Here is a 20,315-nt window from a genome sequence, read left to right as displayed (position 1 = left end):
GAATCCAATGCCAGGTACCCCGAACTATACCGGCCTGAACGAGCATTCCCACGACCTTCCGGCGAAGGCGGCGGTGTTGCTGGTTAACCTTGGTACACCTGAGGCGCCCACGGCCGCCGCCGTGCGGCCTTACCTCGCCGAGTTCCTTGGCGATCCGCGCGTCATCGAGTACCCGCGACTCCTCTGGAAGCTGATCCTGCACGGGGTGATCCTGAGGATTCGCCCAAAGCGCTCGGCCCATGCGTACGAGCGGATCTGGACGGCCGAGGGTTCCCCGCTGCGGGTCGGCAGTGAAGCACTGGCCGCCTCGCTTGGCGCGGAACTGGCCCGGCGCCGGCCCGGCCCGGTGACGGTGGCGCTCGCCATGCGCTACGGCAAGCCGTCGGTGGCCGACACGATCGCGAAGCTGCAACGCGACGGCGTGCGTCGGCTGCTGGTGCTGCCGCTTTATCCCCAATATTCCGGCACCAGCACCGGCAGCGTCTTCGATGCCGTGGCCGATACGGTGAAAGGCCTGCGCTGGCCGCCCGAACTGCGCCAGATCAACGACTACCACGATAACCCCGCTTACATCGCCGCCCTGGCGGCCAGCGTGCGGGCCCATTGGGACGCGCACGGCCGCGGCGAGAAGCTGCTCATGAGCTTCCATGGGATTCCGGAGCGTTACACCCGCGCCGGCGATCCGTATTACTGCCAGTGCCACGCCACCGCGCGCCTGCTGCGCGAGGCGCTCGGCCTGTCCGAGGACGAGGCACTCTTCAGCTTCCAGTCCCGCGTGGGCCGCGAGCGCTGGCTGCACCCGTACACCGACGAGATGGTGAAAGCCCTTGGCGCGAAGGGCATCAAGCGGATCGACGTGATCAGCCCGGGCTTCGCCGTCGATTGCCTCGAGACGCTGGAAGAGATCGCCATGCAGAACGCGGACTTCTTCCGCGAAGCAGGCGGCGAGACGTTGACCTACATCCCGTGCCTCAACAGCGCGCCCGACCACGTGGCCGCCCTCGCCGATCTCGTACTGAAGCACACCCAGGGCTGGCCGGAATTAGACCCCGCCTACGATGCCGCCGCCGAGGCGGTAAAGCTCGCCGCCGCCCGCGAACGCGCGCGAAAGGCTGGCGCCGGTGCGTGAGCTGAAGGTTTCGATCCCCGGCCTCGAGCTGGGCGGGCTGGCTTGGGGCGAGCCTGACGCGCCGCCGCTCCTGCTGGTGCACGGCTGGCTCGATAACGCCGCGAGCTTCGCCCTGCTCGCACCGAAACTCGCCGACCGCTTCCACGTGATCGCACTGGACCTGCCGGGCCACGGCCACTCAGACCACCTGCCGGAATCCACGATCTACCAGCATGTGGACTACGTGCGCGCCGTCCTCGCCGCAGCGGATGCGCTCGCCCTGCCCCGCTTCCACCTGCTCGGGCATTCGCTGGGTGCAGGCGTGGCGACGATGCTGGCGGTCGCTGCGCCGGAGCGCGTGCGCGCCCTCGCGCTCATCGAAGGCCTTGGACCGCTCGGCGACGATGGTTCCCGCACGCTCGATCGCTTCCGCGAAGCGATGGCGCTCAAGACCACGGGTAACCGCCCGCTGCGAGTGTTCCCCACGATCGAATCCGCCGCGGAGGCACGCGCATTGGCCAGCGGCCTGGCACCCGAACTCGGACGCTACATCGTCGAGCGAGGCCTCAATGCCGTGGAAGGCGGCTATAGCTGGTGCAGCGATGCACGGCTCTCACGCCCGACCGCGGTGCGGCTCGCGGAAACGCAGGTGATGGCATTGCTGCTGGGCCTGGCGGCACCGACGTCCCTTCTGCTCGCGCGCCCCCACCCGCCCTACCTCGAGCCGGAAGCGCTCCAAGTACGCATCGATTGCGTCGACAACATCCGCGTCACCCACATGGATGGCGGGCACCATCTGCACCTGGAACACCCGGACGCCGTCGCTGACTGGCTGCATGCGGCTTTCTGACTTGACTCTTGTGGGAGCGCGCTTGCGCGCGATCGCGCGCAAGCGCGCTCCCACAGTTACACGATCGGATCGAACCTCACCGGCAGGTGCACCACCGGCTCCACCAGCCAGTGGTCCGCCAGCAGGAAGGCGAACAACACCATCAGGTAGATGATGGAGTAGTTGAACATTTTCATCGGGAAGAAGTCGTCGGTCGACGTGAACAGCCGCACCGCATACCAGAGGAAGCCGATGCCCAGCACCACGGCGCCGAACAGGTAGATCAGGCCGTTCATGCCGGTGAGGAACGGCAGCAGCGTCACCAGGAACAGCAGCACCGTGTAGAAGAAGATGTGCCAACGGGTGAACTTCACGCCGTGCGTCACCGGCAGCATCGGCACCTGGGCGCGCGAGTAGTCGTCCACGCGGAAGATCGCCAGCGCCCAGAAATGCGGCGGGGTCCAGACGAAGATGATGAGCAGCAGCTGCAGTGCATAGGGGTGCAGCGAGCCAGTAACCGCCGTCCACCCAAGCACCGGTGGCGCCGCACCGGCGAGACCGCCGATGACGATGTTCTGCGGCGTGGCGCGCTTCAGGTACGCCGTGTAGATCACCGCGTAACCGATCAGCGAGAAGAAGGTGAGCACCGCCGTGAGCATGTTCACCAGGAACACGAGCACCAGCATCGAGAGGATGCCGAGCGTCATGGCGAACACGAACACCTTCATGGGCGTGAGCTCGCCGGTAGCGAGCGGTCGGTGCGACGTGCGCGCCATCACCTTGTCAATGCGCTGATCGATCAGATGGTTGAACGCGGCGGCCGACGCCGACGCCAGCCAGATGCCCAGCGTGCCGAAGATGCCGGACTGCCAGGTCGGCAGCACGCGGTTACCCTCTGAATCGACGGCGAGGAACATGCCAATGACCGCGCAGAACACCAGCAGCGCGACGACGCGCGGCTTGGTCAGTTCCATGTATTGCTTGAACTTGGTCACGGGGTCTCCGACGGCAGGCGTTGCGTGCTGGCCAGTGCCGCGAGCAGGGTGAAGAGGAGCAGCGCGGCCACGCCATTGTGCGCCGTCGCCATGGGCAGCGGCAGGCCCAGGTGCACATTGCCGATGCCGAGCAGCACCTGGGTGACCAGCACCACGGCCACGGCGATGCCGACCTTGCGCAGGCCCGCGCGGGCGAGCTTGTGCGACAGCCACGCGAGGTAGATGAAGGTGATGCCGGCGCCGATGCGGTGGGCCATCTGGATGGCGCTACGGGCGGCCATGTCGAGTACGCCACCTTCGTAGTTCACGCCAATGCCGCGCCACAGGATGAAGGCTTCATGGAAGTCGGTCGCCGGCCACCACTGCCCGAGGCACTTGGGGAAATCCGTGCCGCAGGCGAGCGCCGCGTAGTTGGTGCTCGTCCAGCCACCCAGCGTGATCTGGCACACCAGCACGACGATGCCGACCGTGACCGGCACGCGCAGCGCGGCGAAGCGCTCATCACGCGCACCGACGCCCCACCAGCGCAGCGCGGCCCAGGCCAGCAATGCGAAGGTGGCAAGACCGCCCAGCAGGTGGGCCGTCACGACGATCGGCTTCACCAGCAGCGTGACGGTCCACATGCCGAGCATGGCCTGGAAGATGATCACGGCGAGCGCGGCGATGCCGACGCGCCACGCGCCCGGCCGATCGAGCCGCGCGGCGGCGATGAGCGGCAAGGCAATCGCCAGCGCGGAGAGGACCGACGACACCGCATAGGCGCCACGCATGTACAGGACGACGCCGACCGCGGCGAACACCGAGGCGGCAATGACAGCGACCACTGCGGTCTTCCGCCGCCATGCTGCGATCAGCGCGATGGCGAGCACCATTACGCCCAGGCTACCCGCCAGGAAGCGATGCACCTGCTCGCGCCAGGCCTTGCTGTCCTCGTAGGGACGATCGGGGAACGCCTCGTTCGCCTGCGCGATGTCATGCGCGTGGCCTGGCCAGGTGACCTTGCCGTAGCAGGTCGGCCAGTCCGGGCAGGAAAGGCCCGCATTGGAAAGACGCACGAACGCGCCGAACATCACCACGCAGAAAGCGAACAGTGCGGCCAGCAGGGCCAGGGTGCGCAGGGCTTTCACGGCGCGGGGAGACATCAGCGGATCACCTTCTGCAGATCCTTGCGCAGCCCGTTCGGGTCGAAGCCCGCCGGGTACCACGCAAGGGCGGTGGCATTCGATTCGACCAGCACCACCGCGACGCTGTCGGGGGTGTGCGGACGGAAAGGCGCAAACGTATCGGCCGGCTCGGTACCGGTCACGTAATCGGCCATGACGGCCTGCCCGTCGGAGCCCGTGGGCGCGGCGCCGATATAAAGAAGGCGCAGGCGATCGGCGTTGCGGTTGAGCACGATGCGCGCATTCCGCACGAGGCCGAGGGTTTTCACGCACTCAACCGCGCAAGCCGGCCCGGGCAACACCACCAGGGTCAGTCGCGGCTCGCTGTCGCGCCATGCCCAGGGCTTGCCGCCCACATCGACACGCACGCCCTCGAAACTGCGCTGCGGCACGATGGGCTGGCCATTGCCCTTGCCCGTCGGCTGCCAGCCGGTCAGCGTGAGAATGCCTGCCGCCACGATGGGCGCCAGGAACACCAGCATGATCATCACCAGCTTCAGGCGTCCCGAGCGGACGGTGGGGGCTTTCGGTTCGGTCATGGGTTTCCGTTCTGCGGGCGGCGCCGCTTGCGGTGGAGAAGGATGAAGATCACCACCGCGGCGGCAGCGAAGGTGAACCACTGGAACGCATACGCACGGTGCCGGGCCGGTGGCATCACCGCCGGGGTCCAGTCACGCGCATAGATCGTGGCAGGATCCGCGTCGAGCAGCAGCACGCGAGGATACAGCGAGTGGTGCAGGTCGGCGGCGATCTCACCCAGGTCGATGTAGACCACGGATTTGTCGGCTCCCTTCTGCTCCGGCAAGCGGTCGCCACCCAGGCGCACGCCGACGCCGGGCGGCGGCACGTAAAGGCCGCGCACGGTGGTGTGCGCCTCGGGCACCGGCGGCAACCGTGGCTGGGCCCCGGCCTCGCGCGGCAGGAAGCCCAGGTCGACCAGGACCGCGTGGTTATCGCCATCCGGAAGGAACGGCACATAGACATGCACGCCTGCCTGGCCCGCCCGCGTCTGGTCATCCAGCACGTAGCGATGGCCCGGCAAGTAGGCGCCAGAAAGGGCTATCCGCGGATAACGATCCGCCGGGGGTGCCGCAGCCACGCCGGGGAAGTCCTCGACCGGCGCTTCGGCGGCTGCGGCGTAGCGCCGCAGGAGCTCGTCCTTCTCGGCCGCCCTGTCCAGCTGCCAGACACCCAGACGCGTAAAAACCAGCACCCCGGCGACAGTCAGTGCGACAGCGAACCACGTCGGGCGGCGCAGGAAGCTCATGCAAAGCCCCGCGTACCCACCGCTATACTCGGATTGTCGCAATGAAGCGGAACGGTCACGTGGAAACCATCTACAAATACGCGCTGGTGGTCCTGCTCCTGGTGGTGCTGTTCAACCTGGGCCAGGCGCTGTTCTTCATGATGACCGACAAAGGCCAGAGCAAACGCACCGTCTGGGCGTTGACCCGGCGAATCGGCCTCTCCCTGCTGCTCATCGCCATGGTGGCCCTGGGCATCTTCATGGGGTGGCTACACCCGCACGACGTGGGCCAATTCTAACCCGCCCCCACCGCCCACCAAGGCGCAGTGCGGCAATCTGCGGCAATCGGCCCCACACCCCTGCGCTCCACCACCGCCCCGCCCCCTGTGGGAGCGCGCTCGCGCGCGATGCCCCCCTTACCCGACCAGCGCAGCCATCACATGCTGCGGGTCGTTCCGGATAGCCCGCAACAATGCCCTGGCCGGCCCGGTCGGTTCACGCCGCCCCTGCTCCCAGTTGCGCAAGGTCCCGACATCGACATCGAGCACCTTGGCGAAGTTCGGCTGCGACAAGCCGGTGGATTCCCGAATGGCCCTGATCGTCGCGGGATCGACGTGGAACTCGCGGGAAGGCGCGCGCTTCCCGCGGTGCATCTCGTCCATCTGCTGGACGCTTTCGAGCAGTTCATCGAAGAAAGAAGTCATGGTGGCTGGTTCCAGTGTTCGACGATTTTTCGCAACGTTGCGCGTTGATCGTGCGTGAGATCGTCACGCTCGTTCTTCGCGTAGATCAGCAGCATGGCGATACGTGCCTGCTGCGCGAAGTGGTAGTAGATGACCCGAACGCCGCCGCGTTTACCGCGCCCGCTCGCGGCAAACCGGACCTTGCGGAGCCCACCGGTGCCTTCGATGAGATCGCCTGCTTCAGGAAATGCGGCGAGTGCATGCTGTAACCGCGTGTACTGATCGTCGCAGAGAAGTTCGCGGACCCGCCGCGTAAACGGCGGCGTCTCGACGAAGATCATGACCGGATAGTGCGCCATTGACGTACATATGTCAATGGCGCACCCCTCGATGTGGTTGCGTGTTTCATCGCTTTTCCCATACATCGGTGCATGCGGCACCGTCAGGAAAAGGCTCCTCGATTCGCCATGCGTCTCACAGTCGCCCACGCTCGCCAGCGCACGTAGGAACTGTCCAGCTCTAGCGACCGGGCATCAGCTGGTGCAGCAGGTGGTCGTATCGCTCGATGGCGTCGACATCATGGTCCATCAAGGTGTCTTCGCCCGTGCGCACCAGCCGAAACCGGGCGCCGGCGGCAAACAGGCGGCACGATCCATCCGCTATGCCCTCACGGAATACCCGACGCTCGCCAGCAACCACCGCGGCCAGCGCGGCTCGAATCCGCGCGTCATCCCGCGGCGTCAGCGCTTTCACGAGTACCCGTTCACCGTCATTGAACCGCAACGATGCACCCCTGGCATCACGATGGATCGTCGTTACGTACGTGGACGAGAAACCCACGCCAACGGAAGCATCCAGTAGTTGGTCCCTTCCCACGAAAGTGGCCAGATCGTCCGCACTGTTTCGCAGACCGCCCGCGCACTCGCGTGCGACGCCTTCGCCCCGCACCGCACGCAACTCGGCGACCGCGGCATCAAGCGCGGCTGGCGCAGGCGCTTCCGCCATGGCGGTGAACGCGAAGGCCGCGGCAAGGATAGGTATGAAGAGACGCATAAAAGAAACCCGCCTTCCGGCGGGTTTCATCAGGCTCAAAGCACGTAAACGAACAGGAACAACGCCAGCCACACCACGTCGACGAAGTGCCAGTACCACGCCACGGCTTCGAAGCCGAAGTGGTCATCCTTCGTGAAGTGGCCCTTGGCGCAACGCACCCAGATGATCGCCAGCATGATCGTGCCCAGGGTCACGTGCATGCCGTGGAAGCCCGTGAGCATGAAGAACGTGGCGCCGTAGACACCGCTGCCCAGGGTGAGGTTGAAGTGCTCGTAGGCCTCGGCGTACTCGTGGGCCTGGCAGAACAGGAACGTCGCACCCAGCAGCACGGTGAAGCCCAGGCCGATCAGCAGCGCCTTGCGGTGGCCGGCCTTCAGCGCATGGTGCGCGATGGTGATGGTCACGCCCGACGAAAGCAGGATCAGCGTATTCAGCAGGGGCAGCCCCCATGCCGCGATCGTGTGGAATGAACCACCGATCTTGTCCGGACCGCCGCCGCCCGAGGCACCCCAGGCGGCGTTGTAGCCATCCCACACGAACTGGTGGGTGAGCACGCCATGGCCCTCACCGCCCAGCCAGGGGATGGAGAAGATGCGGGCGTAGAACAGCGCGCCGAAGAACGCGCCGAAGAACATCACCTCGGAGAAGATGAACCACATCATGCCCATGCGGAACGAGCGGTCCACCTGGCCGTTGTAGCTGCCGGCCATCGACTCGTTGATGACCGAGCGGAACCAGCCGAAGAACATGCCGAGGATCATCACCACGCCGACATAGAACACCGTCTTGCCGAACCCGGACTCGCCAGGCTCGGCGTTAAGCCAGTGCGCCGCACCGAACACGGTAACGAACATCGACACGGCAGCCACGATCGGCCACTGGCTCTTGCTCGGTACGAAATAAGCGTCTTGTTGCTGGTGACCCATGCTGGTTTCCCGTGGAAGTCGCTCTATGGCCGTTACAGCTTCAACATCTGCACGATCGACACAACGAAGATCGCAAGCGCCACGCAACCCGCGATCCAGGCGGTGCGGCGGGCGCGCTTGCGGCGTTCATCCAGTTCGTTGTCGACCATGGCATTCATCGATCAGTGGTCCGTGTTGCCGTGCGCCAGCTCGTCATCATGGATGACCGGCGGCACGTCGAAGGTGTGGTGTGGGGCCGGCGACGGCACCGTCCACTCCAGGCCCTTCGCGCCTTCCCACGAGCGGTCCGCGGCCTTCTTCTTCGAGAACCACACGCAGTGCACGATCACGCCCAGGAAGATCAGCTGCGAGGCGCCGAACCAGAAGCCGCCGATCGAGCTGATCATGTTGAAGTTGGCGAAGGCCACGTTGTAGTCGGGGATGCGGCGCGGCATGCCGGCCAGACCCAGGAAGTGCTGCGGGAAGAACAGCACGTTGACCGAGATGACGCTCGACCAGAAATGGATCTTGCCCCAGGTCTCGCTGTACATGTGGCCCGACCACTTCGGCAGCCAGTAATACGCGGCGGCCATGATCGAGAACGCGGCGCCGGTCACCAGCACGTAGTGGAAGTGGGCCACCACGAAGTACGTATCGTGGTACTGGAAGTCGGCCGGGGCCAGCGCCAGCATCAGGCCGGAGAAGCCGCCGATGGTGAACAGGATGACGAACGCGATGGAGAACAGCATCGGCGTCTCGAACGTCATCGAGCCGCCCCACATCGTGCTCACCCAGTTGAACACCTTCACGCCCGTCGGCACCGCGATGAGCATGGTGGCGTACATGAAGAAGATCTCGGCCCCCATCGGCAGGCCCACGGCGAACATGTGGTGGGCCCAGACGATGAACGAGAGGAAGGCGATGGACGCGATGGCGAACACCATGGCCTTGTAGCCGAAGATCGGCTTGCGGGCGAAGGTGGGGATGATCTCCGAGATGATCCCGAACGCCGGCAGGATCATGATGTACACCTCGGGGTGCCCGAAGAACCAGAAGATGTGCTGGTAGAGGACCGGGTCACCGCCGCCGGCGGCATTGAAGAAGTTGGTGTGGAAGTACTTGTCGGTGAGCAGCATGGTCACCGCGCCCGCCAGCACCGGCATCACCGCGATCAGCAGGAACGCCGTGATCAGCCAGCTCCACACGAACACCGGCATCTTCAGCAGGTCCATGCCCGGCGCGCGCATGTTGAGGATCGTGGCGATGATGTTGATCGCGCCCATGATCGAGCTGATACCCATCAGATGCACCGCGAACACCACGTAGGCGATGGATTCGCCCTGCAGCGACAGCGGCGGATACATCGTCCAGCCACCGGCGGGGCCGCCACCCGGCATGAACAGCGTGCTGAGCAGCAGCAGGAACGCGAACGGCATGATCCAGAACGACAGGTTGTTCATGCGCGGCAGCGCCATGTCCGGCGCGCCGACCATGAGCGGGATCATCCAGTTCGCCAGGCCCACGAACGAGGGCATGATGGCGCCGAAGATCATGACCAGCGCGTGCATCGTCGTCATTTCATTGAAGAAATACGGCTGCACGAGCTGCATGCCCGGCTTGAACAGCTCCGCGCGGATCACCATGGCGAACGCGCCGCCGATGAAGAACATCAGCAGGGCGAACACCAGGTAAAGCGTGCCGATGTCCTTGTGGTTCGTGGACATCACCCAGCGCTGGAAGAACCCCTGCGGTGCGTGATGGTGGTCGTGATGGTCGTGGGTGGCATCGTGCGCCATGGGCCTTGCACCTCTACCTAAGACGAAAACGGACTAAGACGGTGTGGGAATTAGCCCTGGGGGGCCGTGGCGGGTGCTGCCTGGGCGGTCTGCGCGGCCTGTTCCACCTTCGCCGCGTCGACCTGGGTGGCAAGCCACTGCTCGAACTCGGCCTTGGGCACGGCCTTCACCACGATCGGCATGAAGCCATGGTCCTGGCCGCATAGCTCGGCGCACTGGCCGCGGTACACGCCCGGTTCCTTGAGGTTCGTCCAGGCCGAGTTGGCGATGCCCGGGATGGCATCCATCTTCCAGCCGAGCGCCGGCACCCACCAGGAGTGGATGACGTCGCCGCCAACGATGATGAAACGGATCTTCGTGCCCACCGGTACGACAAGCGGCTTGTCGACGTCGAGCAGGTAGGTCTTGTAGCCGTCGACCTGGATCTTCTCGGGGTCCAGGTTGGACTTGAGCTGGCGGGTGCGGTCGGAGCTCTCTTCCAGCTTGGACATGAAGCCCACGCGGTCGACCGGCTTGCCCTTGTATTCCACGTAGTCGTAGCGCCACTTCCACTGGTAGCCGGTGACCTTGATGGTCATTTCCGAGCCGGTGGTGTCGGCGAACGTGGTGAGGCCGCCCGTGGCGAGCTTGGCCAGGAAAATCAGGATGATGACCGGGATGACGGTCCAGACGATCTCGAGCTTCGTGCTGTGCGTCCACTTCTCCGCGACGGCGCCGCGCGACTTACGGAAGCGGAACATCGCCACGAACATGGCGCCAAACACCACGATGCCGATGACGACGCAGACCCACAGCGCCACCATGTGCATGCCATACGGAGACCACTCCGCGGCGCCCTTGGTCATGTTGAGCTGATCCGGCTCCGGGTTGGCCATTGCCGCCCCGCCCGAAAGGGCTAGTACCACGCCTGCCGTCCACGCCGAAGCCAATCGTCGTCCGATGCCGCCAGATGTCATGTTTGCACCTTTGTTGAACCTACCTGCGCGACTGATCCAGGACCTCGGACAGAAGCACCATGAGTTTCCTTGACACCTCGGCCCTTTCCTCTTCCCCAAGGAAGGCGCCGATTTCGAGCTCGTTGCCGTGCGATGTGATCAAGAGCCGCTGGCGTCGTTCCCCCGGCGCCAACCCGATGCGTACCCAATATGTCTGGAATTGGCTCACCCGTCGACCCGGGAGGTGCCGCACTTCCAGTGTGTCCGGGCCGATGGCAATGCGTTCACCCCTGTCGCCAGCCCGCCAGGCCGCGCCGAGCGCGAACCCCACGACGAACGCCTCGATCAGCGCGAAGAGGGGTGCGAACACATTCCCCTGCCACGCGCCGAGCGCCGCGGTCGCCAGGGCCAACGCCGAAAGCCCGATGATCAGCCGACGCAGGCCGCGCTTGTCCAGTGCGCGGTTAGGCCTAAGCCACACCACGCGCGGGTGACCCGCGACGGTCGGTCGAAGCACGAACATGGGAATCCGGCGTGCCTGGAACAGCCGGATGATAGGGCGCGGGTCCGAAAGCGGCAAGGTTGCAGGGCGGCGGATTGTCGCAGGCGGCCCCGCGACACCCGGCTGTCGCGGCGCACCACGCACGAACTCGCGGCCTCCCCTACAATGGGCGGTCTTCCCCGTCCCCACAGCCCAATCGTGAATCCGTCCATCCTCAGTCCCGAACTCCCCACCGGTGCCGAGCCGGCGCGTGCGCGCATTACCGCCGCCTGGCTGCGCGACGAAACCGAGGCCGTCAACGACCTCCTCGTCCAGGCCACGCTGCCGCCGACCGAGCGCGAGCACGTCATCGACGTGGCCGCCGGCCTGGTCACCCGTGTGCGCGCCCGCGCCAAGGACCAGAGCGCCGTCGAATCCTTCATGCGCCAGTACGACCTCTCCTCCGAGGAAGGCGTGCTGCTCATGTGCGTGGCGGAAGCCCTGCTGCGCATCCCCGACAAGGCCACGGCCGACAAGCTCATCCGCGACAAGCTGGGCGATGCCGACTGGAAGAAGCACCTGGGCCAGAGTGAATCCGTGTTCGTCAACGCCTCCACCTGGGGCCTGATGCTCACCGGCCACCTCGTGAACCTGGCGGAAGAAACCCGCCACGACTTCACCTCCGCCCTGCGCCGCCTCGTCGGCCGCGCGGGCGAGCCGGTGGTGCGCCTCGCCGTGCGCCAGGCCATGCGGATCATGGGCCACCAGTTCGTGATGGGACGCACGATCAAGGAGGCCCTGGACCGCGCCGAGGAGAAGGACCACGCGGTGTACCGCTATTCGTACGACATGCTCGGCGAATCGGCGCTCACCCAGGCCACGGCCGAGCGTTACCAGCAGGATTACCGCGACGCGATCAACGCGCTCGGCAGCCGCGGCCCGTTCAAGAGCAACGTGGAAGCGCCGTCGATCTCGGTGAAGCTCTCCGCGCTGCACCCGCGCTATGAAATCGGCAACCGGGCCCGTGCCCGTGCCGAGCTGGGCGCCAAGCTGCTCGAACTCTCGCAGCTGGCCTACAAGAACGGCATCGCCCTGTCGGTGGACGCCGAAGAGACCGATCGCCTCGAGCTCTCGCTCGACATCATCGGCGATGTCTTCGCCCACCCCTCGCTCGAGGGCTGGAACGGCCTCGGTATCGTCATCCAGGCGTACCAGAAGCGCGCGCCGTTCGTCATCGACTGGGTGGTCGAGAAGGCCCGCGCGACCGGCCGCCGCTGGTTCGTGCGCCTGGTCAAGGGCGCCTACTGGGATGCCGAGATCAAGCGTTCGCAGGAAAACGGCCTCAGCGGCTACCCGGTGTATACGCGCAAGCCGAACACGGATGTCAGCTACCTCGCCTGCGCCCACCGCCTGTTCAACGCCGGCAGCGACCTGGTCTACCCGCAGTTCGCCACGCACAACGCGCACACCATCGCGGCGATCAACCATATCGCCAAGGGCCGCCCGTACGAGAACCAGCGCCTGCACGGCATGGGCGCCGACCTGTACGCGGAAGTGATCGGCAAGGACAAGCTCAACGTGCCCTGCCGCGTCTACGCGCCGGTCGGCACGCACGAGGACCTGCTGCCCTACCTGGTCCGCCGCCTGCTCGAGAACGGCGCCAACACCAGCTTCGTCAACCGCGTGGTGGACGAGAGCGTCCCCGTGCGCGACCTGGTCGCAGATCCTTGCGAAATCGTCCGCGCCTTCACCTCCATTCCGCACCCCCGCATTCCCCTGCCGGTCAATCTGTACGGCGAACTCCGGAAGAACTCCATGGGCATGAACTTCGCTAACGACAACGAGCTCAACGAGCTCGCCGACGCCGTCAACCGCCACTCCGGCCCGTGGACGGCCGCGCCGCTCGTCGCCGGTGGCGCCACCGGTGGCAGCAAGGTCGAAGTGACCGACCCGTCGGATCGCCGCCGCATCATCGGCACGGTCGAGAACGCCCCGGAAGGCCTCGTGGACCAGGCGCTGCGCGCCGGCGTGGCCGCCCAGCCGGGCTGGGACCGCCTGCCGGCCGCCAGCCGCGCCGCGATCCTCGAGCATGCCGCCGAGCAGCTCGAGCACAACCGCGCCGAGTTCATCGCCATGTGCGTGCGCGAAGCCGGCAAGAGCCTCCCGGACGCGATCGCGGAAATCCGTGAGGCCGCCGACTTCCTGCGCTACTACGCCACGATGGCGCGCCGCCTGTTCGGCCAGCCGGAACAGCTCCCGGGTCCCACCGGCGAGAGCAACCAGCTGTTCCTCAACGGCCGCGGCGTGTTCGTCTGCATCAGCCCGTGGAACTTCCCGCTGGCCATCTTCCTCGGCCAGGTCGCCGCGGCGCTCGCCGCCGGTAACGCCGTGATCGCCAAGCCGGCCGAACAGACCGCGCTGATCGGCTACGCCGCCGTGAAGCTGCTCCACGCCGCCGGCGTGCCGACCGACGTGCTGCAGTTCCTGCCGGGCGACGGCGCCACCGTCGGCGCCGCGCTCACCCGCGACCCGCGCGTCGCCGGCGTGGCCTTCACCGGCTCCACCGACACGGCCTGGGCGATCAACCGCGCCCTCGCCGCCCGCAATGCGCCGATCGCCGCGCTGATCGCCGAGACCGGCGGCCAGAACGCGATGATCGCCGACTCCTCGGCACTGCCCGAGCAGATCGTGAAGGACGTGATCAACTCGGCGTTCCAGTCGGCCGGCCAGCGTTGCTCGGCCGCGCGCATCCTGTTCGTGCAGGAAGACATCGCCGACAAGGTGATCGGCATGCTCGCCGGCGCCATGGCCGAGCTGAAGGTCGGCGACCCCGGCCTGCTCTCGACCGACGTGGGCCCGGTGATCGATGAAGACGCGCGCCAGATCCTCGTCGACCATGCGGCCCGCATGGATCGCGAAGCGAAGAAGATTGGCGAAGTGGCGCTACCGGAAGGCACGACCAACGGCACGTTCTTCGCGCCGCGCGCCTACGAGATCCCGTCGCTGCAGACGCTGACCCGCGAGATCTTCGGCCCCGTGCTTCACGTCATCCGCTGGAAGGGTTCCGACCTTGCCAACGTCGTGGAGCAGATCAACGCCACCGGCTTCGGCCTCACCCTCGGCATCCACAGCCGCATCGACGACACGATCGAGTACATCTCGTCGCGCGCGAAGGTCGGTAACTGCTACGTCAACCGCAACCAGATCGGTGCGGTGGTCGGCGTGCAGCCGTTCGGCGGCGAAGGCCTCTCCGGCACCGGCCCGAAGGCCGGCGGCCCGCACTACCTGCTCCGCTTCGCCGGTGAGCGCACGCTCACGATCAACACCACGGCGGCGGGTGGTAACGCTTCGCTGCTGACGATCGGCGAGTAACGCGCCAGCAAGGTGATCGCAAGAAGCCGCGCCCGCGAGGGCGCGGCTTCTTTGTGCAGGGCGCTCTAGCTGACGGGCGAGCGACACCCGGGACTACAACGAAAGTGATATTGCGGCGGTCGCTCGGCTGGGGCGAGGCTGTGCGCACCTAGCGTCGGCCGGTACCCGACGTCCATCCAGCCTGGAGGACAGCGACATGATGTCGCCCGGTACCGTTCACGCATCCCTGAAATGCGATTCCCCGTCGGTGGCCGCCGCGCCAGGCCCGAAGCCAGGCCGCAAGCGGAGCGTGCGCGAGATCGCCGAACACCATGCCGCGCTTGGCCACATCGACCAGCGGCGCCTTGGCCCGCACGGCCTAACCATCGACTTCGCCAGGGCGAAATTCCTTCGAGTGCCAGCCAATGGTTACCAATTGTTCGAGGACCTGGTCCTGGTCACCGGCAGCACCGACCTGATCATCGGCAGTTCCAGGGATGGATCGATCTCGTACCTCACCGGGGTGAAGGGCCACCACAACGATTGCCTGATCCTGTTCAGGCATGCCTACGGGAAAGCAATTTGCAGGCTGGGCATCGGCAACCTGGGCGCCGATGCGCACGTCGGCTTCCTCACGCACGGCACGTTCAAGGAAGCCTGGCACGCGACTTACGGCAAGCAGCCCGAGGCGCGGGCGCCAGAAGACCGGGGCTTCTGGACCGACCTGCCTTACGAGGCCATGCAGCTCAACGAGCTCCAGGGCATCGTCTGGCGCGGCGGCACGCTTTGCATTGAGCGGATCACGCTGGAACCCTGAGGCGATCGCGAGTACGCGATGCCTGGACTTTTTTGCATGACCGTCGGCTGGCGGCATTCACGAATACGTGGCGCTTGTGCCCGTTCCGTTACCCTTCCGGATGAAGGGATTCAAGAGGTACCGCGTGTTACCGGCGAGAGGTTGTACAGGGCAAAACTCACGCTCATATCGCCCGATACGCGCGCCTCCCAATTCAAGGAGAAACGACATGGCAATCACAACGAAAGCCAAAGGCAAGGCTTCCGGCACTCACGCAGCGCCCACGCACATTACCTTCACTGATTTTAAGGTCGGGCATATCTTCAAAAGCGGACCACACAAGAATCCATTCCCTAGCGCGCCAGATGTAGATCTCCTCGAGATTGTCGGTACAGCTGCCATCATTGGGAGAGATGCGCACGACCACATGCTTGTGAAAAATTCGGGACCTGGAGAGGTAGAAGGTTTCGCGATCTACACGAAGACGCAGCACAAGCGCGCAACATTCCGATTAAAGAACACATCGACCGCCGAGCCAGTATTGCTCTGGGTAATCTTGTTGACGCGCAACGATGACATTGTGGATGAGCGCTACATCCATATCGCCCGCGACACGGAGATCCATGAGACGCTGGTTTCGACCCATGAGTTCGCAGGCGTCCAGTTCGTCGTCTACGAGGACGTTGGCCAGATTGGACTGGCCGAACTGCAACTAAGCTAAGGCAGGGCACGCCGCGAATCGCGCGCAAGTGCGCTCCCACAGGGCCGTGTCAGCTCTTGTGGGAGCGCGCTTGCGCGCGATACACGCCGCGATAAACGAAGGGCCCCTTGCGGGGCCCTTCCAGGTTACTGCTTCAACCCACGATCCTTGAGCATCGGCTCGATACTCGGATCCTTGCCGCGGAAATCGCGGTACAGCTTGCCCAGCTCGACAGTGTTGCCGCGCGAGAGGATCTTGTCGCGGAAGATGTCGCCGTTCTCGCGGGTCAGGCCGCCGTGCTCCTTGAACCACTCGAACGCATCGGAATCGAGCATCTGGGTCCACAGGTAGGCGTAGTAGCCGGCGGCGTAACCGTTACCCCAGATGTGCTGGAAGTAGCTGGAGCGGTAACGCGGCGGGACCTGCACGAGCGTAAAGCCGACCTTCTTCAGCGCATCGGCTTCGAACTTGTCGACATCCTGCTTCGGCGCGTCGGCCGGCAGCATGTGCCACTGCATGTCGAGCAACGCGGCCGAGATGAGCTCGCTCATCGCATAGCCCTGGTTGAAGCTCGAGGCCTTCTTGATCTTCGCCACCAGCTCGGCCGGCATCGGCTCGCCGGTCTTGTAGTTCTTGGCGAAGTTCGCAAACACCTTGGGATCCGACGCCCACTGCTCGTTGAACTGCGAGGGGAACTCGACGAAGTCACGCGCGGTGTTCGCGCCCGACAGCGACGGGTACTTCGCGTTCGAGAACATGCCATGCAGCGCGTGGCCGAACTCGTGGAACATGGTGGTCACGTCGTCCCACGACAGCAGCGCGGGCTGGCCGGCGGCGGGCTTGGTGAAGTTGGCCACGTTGAACACGACGGGCTTGGTGCCCATCAGGTGCGACTGGCCGACCAGGTTGTCCATCCAGGCGCCGCCGTTCTTGTTGTCGCGCTTGAAGTAATCGCAGTAGAACAGCGCCATCGAGGTGCCATCCTTGTCGAACACTTCGAACACGCGGACGTCCGGCGTGTACACCGGGATATCCTTGCGCTCCTTGAACGTGATGCCGTAGAGCTGGTTGGCCGCGTAGAACACGCCGTTCTGCAGCACGTTATCCAGCTCGAAGTACGGGCGGACCTGCGCTTCGTCGAGATCGTACTTGGCCTTGCGCACCTTCTCGGCGTAGTGGTCCCAATCCCAGGCCTGCACCTGGAAGCCACCCTTCTCCTGGTCGATCACGTCCTGGATGTCCTTCGACTCGGACTTCGCGCGCGCGACCGCGGCCGGGACCAGGCGTTCCATGAACTTCTCAGCGGCTTCCGGCGTCTTCGCCATCTGGTCGTCGAGCTTCCACGCCGCGTAGTTCTTGAAGCCAAGCAGCTTGGCGCGCTCGGCGCGCAGCTGGGCGATGCGCGCGGCGGTGTCGCGCGTATCGTTGGCGTCGTTGTGCTCGGCGCGCTCCCACGAGGCCTTGAACAGCTTCTCGCGCGTCGCGCGGTCGTTCATCGGCTGCAGCTCCGGCTGCTGCGTGGTGTTCTGCAGCGGGAACACGTACTTGCCTTCCAGGCCGCGGCCCTTCGCGGCATCGGCAGCGGCGGCGATATCGGCGTCGGAAAGGCCATCCAGCGCCTTCTTGTCGTCGACCACCAGCGCAGCGGCCTTGGTTGCCGCCAGCAGCTTGTTCGTGAACTGCGTGCTGAGCGTGGATTCTTCCTTGTTGATCTCCTTCAGGCGGGTCTTGTCCGCCTCGGAGAGCTTGGCGCCAGCGTGCACGAAGTCCTGGTACTTCACTTCGAGCAGGCGCTTCGATTCCGGGTCGAGGTTCAGCGAATCGCGCTTGTTGTACAGCGTCTCGATGCGCTTGAAGAGCTTGTCGTTGAGGTAGATCGCGTCGCTGTGCTCGGCGAGCTTCGGCGCTTCGTCCTCTTCCACCTTCTGCAGGGTGTCATTGGTATTCGCGCCGGTGAGCGCGCCAAAGATCATCTGCGCGCGGGTCAGCAGCACGCCGGTCTTCTCGAGGGCGACGACGGTGTTGTCGAAGGTCGGCTCATCGGCCGAGTTGGCGATGGCGTCGACTTCCGCCAGTTCCTGCTTCATGCCTTCTTCGATCGCCGGCTGGAAGTCGGCATCGGTGATCTTGTCGAACGGCGGCGCCTGGAACGGAAGCGTGCTCGCGGTGAGCAGCGGATTCACATGCGCTGCCGGGGCGGCGGCCGTCGTGGCCGCCGAAGCCGGGGCCGTGCTGGCCGGTGCCGGGGCGGCTGCCTTGTCGGCGTCGTTCGACTGCGAGCAGGCGGCGGTGGTGAGGGCGATCGAGGTGGCGATCACGAGCGTGCGTACCTTCATGGACAGGCGGACCCCTGGCGTGTTCGAAAGCGGGGACTCTAGCCCTGGCGGCAGGCCGGGGACAACCGCCACAGGTACTGGCATCCATGCTGCGTTGCACCGCACTCCATCGACTGTGGGAGCGCGCTTGCGCGCGATGGGTCGTCCCGCAAGCACCCATCGCGCGCAAGCGCGCTCCCACGGGCGTTAGCAAAACACGGGTTACTTCGTGTCGCGCAGCTCCCAGCTATTGCCGATGAGCAGGTTCAGGCGGTGCTTGACCAGGCGCATGGGCAGGCTGGTGGTGAGCTTGACGTCGTGGCGGTCACCGGCGGCCAGCTCGCCCGTCGCGGAGGCGCCGGGATCGGTGGCGCCCAGGCTCGGGTCCACCTCGTCCGGGTCGGGCTGCTTGGCGCGCCAGCGCTGGAACAGGCTGTCGCTGCGCATCGCATCGGCGATGTCGGCGGCCAGCTTTTCCGGGCCGATACCTTCGAAGGAGAGCTCCGGATCCGGGCCCTTCGCCTTCGCCATGTCTTTTACCGAAAGAAAGTACGTCGTCATGGGTATCCGTTTAAGGCGGGCGCCGTGAAGGGGCCGTCAGCCAAGCGGCGCGAGGTCGAGGAGGATCGCTGCGTCGGCGGGTGCGACGCGGTAGGGCAGCACGCCCAGGCACGGCGCGGGGAGGAGGCGCCTCAAGGTGTCCACGTTCTCATCGCGGAGCAGCATGTCCGGCTCCACGAGGTTGGCTATCCACCCGGCCAGCCGGCAGCCGTCGGCTTCGATGGCCCGCGCCGTCAGCCGCGCATGGCTGATACAGCCAAGGCGGATGCCGACTACCAGCACGACGGGAAGATTCCATCGCTGCGGGATCTGCTCGGCCGACATGTCGGGGGAAAGCGGAACCATCCAGCCGCCCACGCCCTCCACAACCACGCGCTCATAGTCACGCCCCAGGCTGGAAAACGCCGCGTCCAGCGGTGCCCAGCCCACCGCGACGCCCTCGCGCGCGGCAGCCAGGTGGGGTGAGACCGCCTCCTCCAGGGCCAGCGGGTTGACCAGCTCGTACGGCGGCCGTGGGTGGCTGGCCGCCTGCAGGTCCAGGGCATCCTGGTTGCGCAGGCCGTCCCGGGTGCGGGCCGAGCCGCTGGCCACGGGCTTCATGCCGGCCACCCGCTCGCCGGCCTGGCGGAACGCATGCACCAGCGTCTGCGCGCCGTGGGTCTTGCCGATGCCGGTATCGGTACCGGCCACGAAAAGGTGTCGCGCCATGGGTCAAGCGGCCTTGCGGAAGCGGGGACGTGGCACCATACACGGCTTCGATTCCCCGTTGAACGCAGGACCCGCCATGTACGAAGCCCGTGCCATCGCCACCGACGACAAGGCCGCCCTCTACGCCGAGCTGGCGGAGCAGGCCGCTGGCCTCATGCATGGCGAGACGAACATGATCGCCAATGCCGCCAACTTCGCCGCGCTGGTGTATGACGTGCTGCCCGACCTGAACTGGGCGGGCTTCTACCTGTTCGATGGGGATGAGCTGGTCGTCGGCCCGTTCCAGGGCAAGCCGGCCTGCATCCGTATCGCGCTTGGCCGCGGCGTGTGCGGCACGGCCGCGCAGACCGGCCAGACCCAGCTCGTCCACGACGTGCACGCGTTCGCCGGGCACATCGCCTGCGATGCCGCGTCGAATTCGGAAGTGGTGGTGCCCCTGTTCCGTGCCGATGGCAGCCTGTTCGGCGTGTGGGACGTGGACAGCCCGTCGGTCGGCCGCTTCGATGAAGACGACAAGCGCGGCATGGAAGTGCTCTGCGCCGCCTTCATGAAGACGCTGGGCTAACCAAACCCCTGTGGATCGACACCCTTGTGGGAGCGGGGGTTGGCGCGATCGCGCGCCAGCGCGCTCCCACAACGCCCCCGCTGGCCCCCCGTGGGCAGAGCAAGGGGGCGCGGGGGGGGTGTGGC

Annotated in this window: 22 protein-coding genes; 7 read left to right on the top strand and 15 right to left on the bottom strand. The window is 65.8% G+C overall.

All coding sequences use genetic code 11. The features are described 5' to 3' along the window. Positions 1-7 precede the first annotated feature (7 nt). Together hemH and ACZ6YI_RS09840 are read left to right on the top strand one after the other, a co-directional pair. Positions 8-1,129, top strand: coding sequence for a ferrochelatase (hemH, locus tag ACZ6YI_RS09845; protein WP_465778487.1), 1,122 nt, complete (start codon positions 8-10; stop codon positions 1,127-1,129). Beyond that, positions 1,122-1,958, top strand: a complete 837-nt coding sequence (locus tag ACZ6YI_RS09840) for an alpha/beta fold hydrolase (RefSeq protein ID WP_465778486.1) — start codon at positions 1,122-1,124, stop codon at positions 1,956-1,958. The genes hemH and ACZ6YI_RS09840 overlap by 8 nt, the downstream gene beginning before the upstream one ends. A 56-nt stretch (positions 1,959-2,014) precedes the next feature. On the opposite strand, the gene cyoE is transcribed toward ACZ6YI_RS09840, so the two are convergent. From cyoE to ACZ6YI_RS09820, 4 genes are read right to left on the bottom strand one after another with little or no spacing between them, the layout of a single operon-like run. After that, the gene (gene cyoE / locus ACZ6YI_RS09835; RefSeq protein ID WP_465778551.1) at positions 2,015-2,911 is read right to left on the bottom strand and encodes a heme o synthase; all 897 of its coding nucleotides are present in this window, start codon (positions 2,909-2,911) and stop codon (positions 2,015-2,017) included. 17 nt (positions 2,912-2,928) lie between these two features. Next, on the bottom strand, positions 2,929-4,074 hold the full coding sequence (locus ACZ6YI_RS09830; protein WP_465778485.1) for a COX15/CtaA family protein: 1,146 nt from the start codon (positions 4,072-4,074) through the stop codon (positions 2,929-2,931). Beyond that, the gene (locus tag ACZ6YI_RS09825) at positions 4,074-4,634 is read right to left on the bottom strand and encodes a hypothetical protein (RefSeq protein WP_465778484.1); all 561 of its coding nucleotides are present in this window, start codon (positions 4,632-4,634) and stop codon (positions 4,074-4,076) included. Before ACZ6YI_RS09825 ends, ACZ6YI_RS09830 begins: the two co-directional genes overlap by 1 nt. Then, on the bottom strand, positions 4,631-5,362 hold the full coding sequence (locus tag ACZ6YI_RS09820; RefSeq protein WP_465778483.1) for an SURF1 family protein: 732 nt from the start codon (positions 5,360-5,362) through the stop codon (positions 4,631-4,633). Before ACZ6YI_RS09820 ends, ACZ6YI_RS09825 begins: the two co-directional genes overlap by 4 nt. 41 nt (positions 5,363-5,403) lie before the next feature. Between ACZ6YI_RS09820 and ACZ6YI_RS09815 the strand changes: the two genes are divergently transcribed. Next, positions 5,404-5,640 (top strand): twin transmembrane helix small protein, encoded by a 237-nt coding sequence (locus ACZ6YI_RS09815; protein WP_211352661.1) that lies wholly within the window; start codon positions 5,404-5,406, stop codon positions 5,638-5,640. A gap of 117 nt (positions 5,641-5,757) precedes the next feature. On the opposite strand, the gene nadS is transcribed toward ACZ6YI_RS09815, so the two are convergent. From nadS to ACZ6YI_RS09775, 8 genes are all read right to left on the bottom strand, one after another. Further along, positions 5,758-6,045, bottom strand: a complete 288-nt coding sequence (gene nadS, locus ACZ6YI_RS09810) for a NadS family protein (protein WP_465778482.1) — start codon at positions 6,043-6,045, stop codon at positions 5,758-5,760. Further along, positions 6,042-6,365, bottom strand: a complete 324-nt coding sequence (locus ACZ6YI_RS09805; protein ID WP_465778481.1) for a type II toxin-antitoxin system RelE/ParE family toxin — start codon at positions 6,363-6,365, stop codon at positions 6,042-6,044. Before ACZ6YI_RS09805 ends, nadS begins: the two co-directional genes overlap by 4 nt. A 178-nt stretch (positions 6,366-6,543) precedes the next feature. Continuing rightward, positions 6,544-7,107 (bottom strand): hypothetical protein, encoded by a 564-nt coding sequence (locus ACZ6YI_RS09800; RefSeq protein WP_465778480.1) that lies wholly within the window; start codon positions 7,105-7,107, stop codon positions 6,544-6,546. Positions 7,108-7,112: 5 nt separating this feature from the next. Next, the gene (locus ACZ6YI_RS09795) at positions 7,113-8,003 is read right to left on the bottom strand and encodes a cytochrome c oxidase subunit 3 (protein ID WP_440329184.1); all 891 of its coding nucleotides are present in this window, start codon (positions 8,001-8,003) and stop codon (positions 7,113-7,115) included. Positions 8,004-8,035: 32 nt separating this feature from the next. Then, positions 8,036-8,161: a hypothetical protein gene (locus tag ACZ6YI_RS09790; protein WP_465778479.1), complete on the bottom strand. Its 126-nt coding sequence runs from the start codon at positions 8,159-8,161 to the stop codon at positions 8,036-8,038. A 3-nt stretch (positions 8,162-8,164) separates the two neighbouring features. Continuing rightward, positions 8,165-9,778, bottom strand: coding sequence for a cytochrome c oxidase subunit I (gene ctaD / locus ACZ6YI_RS09785; RefSeq protein ID WP_440329180.1), 1,614 nt, complete (start codon positions 9,776-9,778; stop codon positions 8,165-8,167). 50 nt (positions 9,779-9,828) lie between these two features. Then, complete coding sequence (gene coxB, locus ACZ6YI_RS09780; protein ID WP_440329178.1) at positions 9,829-10,734, bottom strand: cytochrome c oxidase subunit II; 906 nt, start codon at positions 10,732-10,734, stop codon at positions 9,829-9,831. A gap of 19 nt (positions 10,735-10,753) precedes the next feature. Then, on the bottom strand, positions 10,754-11,236 hold the full coding sequence (locus ACZ6YI_RS09775; RefSeq protein WP_440329177.1) for a DUF2244 domain-containing protein: 483 nt from the start codon (positions 11,234-11,236) through the stop codon (positions 10,754-10,756). A gap of 144 nt (positions 11,237-11,380) precedes the next feature. On the opposite strand from ACZ6YI_RS09775, the gene putA reads away from it, so the two are divergent. The 3 genes from putA (at position 11,381) to ACZ6YI_RS09760 (ending at position 16,062) form a co-directional block, all read left to right on the top strand. After that, positions 11,381-14,566 carry a bifunctional proline dehydrogenase/L-glutamate gamma-semialdehyde dehydrogenase PutA gene (gene putA / locus ACZ6YI_RS09770; protein WP_465778478.1) on the top strand — a complete coding sequence of 1,062 codons (3,186 nt, stop codon included), beginning with the start codon at positions 11,381-11,383 and terminating at the stop codon, positions 14,564-14,566. Between the two features lie 196 nt (positions 14,567-14,762). Next, positions 14,763-15,362, top strand: coding sequence for a hypothetical protein (locus ACZ6YI_RS09765; RefSeq protein WP_465778477.1), 600 nt, complete (start codon positions 14,763-14,765; stop codon positions 15,360-15,362). A gap of 208 nt (positions 15,363-15,570) precedes the next feature. Continuing rightward, a complete protein-coding gene (locus ACZ6YI_RS09760) occupies positions 15,571-16,062 on the top strand; it encodes a hypothetical protein (RefSeq protein WP_465778476.1) in 492 nt (163 codons plus the stop codon). 125 nt (positions 16,063-16,187) lie between these two features. Here ACZ6YI_RS09760 and dcp read toward each other — a convergent pair whose 3' ends face one another. From dcp to bioD, 3 genes are all read right to left on the bottom strand, one after another. Then, positions 16,188-18,377: a peptidyl-dipeptidase Dcp gene (gene dcp / locus ACZ6YI_RS09755; protein ID WP_465778475.1), complete on the bottom strand. Its 2,190-nt coding sequence runs from the start codon at positions 18,375-18,377 to the stop codon at positions 16,188-16,190. A gap of 201 nt (positions 18,378-18,578) precedes the next feature. Further along, positions 18,579-18,917, bottom strand: a complete 339-nt coding sequence (locus ACZ6YI_RS09750) for a hypothetical protein (RefSeq protein WP_440329170.1) — start codon at positions 18,915-18,917, stop codon at positions 18,579-18,581. A 36-nt stretch (positions 18,918-18,953) separates the two neighbouring features. After that, a complete protein-coding gene (gene bioD / locus ACZ6YI_RS09745) occupies positions 18,954-19,625 on the bottom strand; it encodes a dethiobiotin synthase (protein ID WP_465778474.1) in 672 nt (223 codons plus the stop codon). 76 nt (positions 19,626-19,701) lie between these two features. On the opposite strand from bioD, the gene ACZ6YI_RS09740 reads away from it, so the two are divergent. After that, complete coding sequence (locus tag ACZ6YI_RS09740) at positions 19,702-20,190, top strand: GAF domain-containing protein (RefSeq protein WP_465778473.1); 489 nt, start codon at positions 19,702-19,704, stop codon at positions 20,188-20,190. Positions 20,191-20,315: the final 125 nt, after the last annotated feature.

Source organism: Luteibacter sp. NPDC104163 (assembly GCF_055584245.1).
Note: the sequence above shows the minus strand (reverse complement) of the source record. Positions and strands in the feature narration are given on the sequence as shown.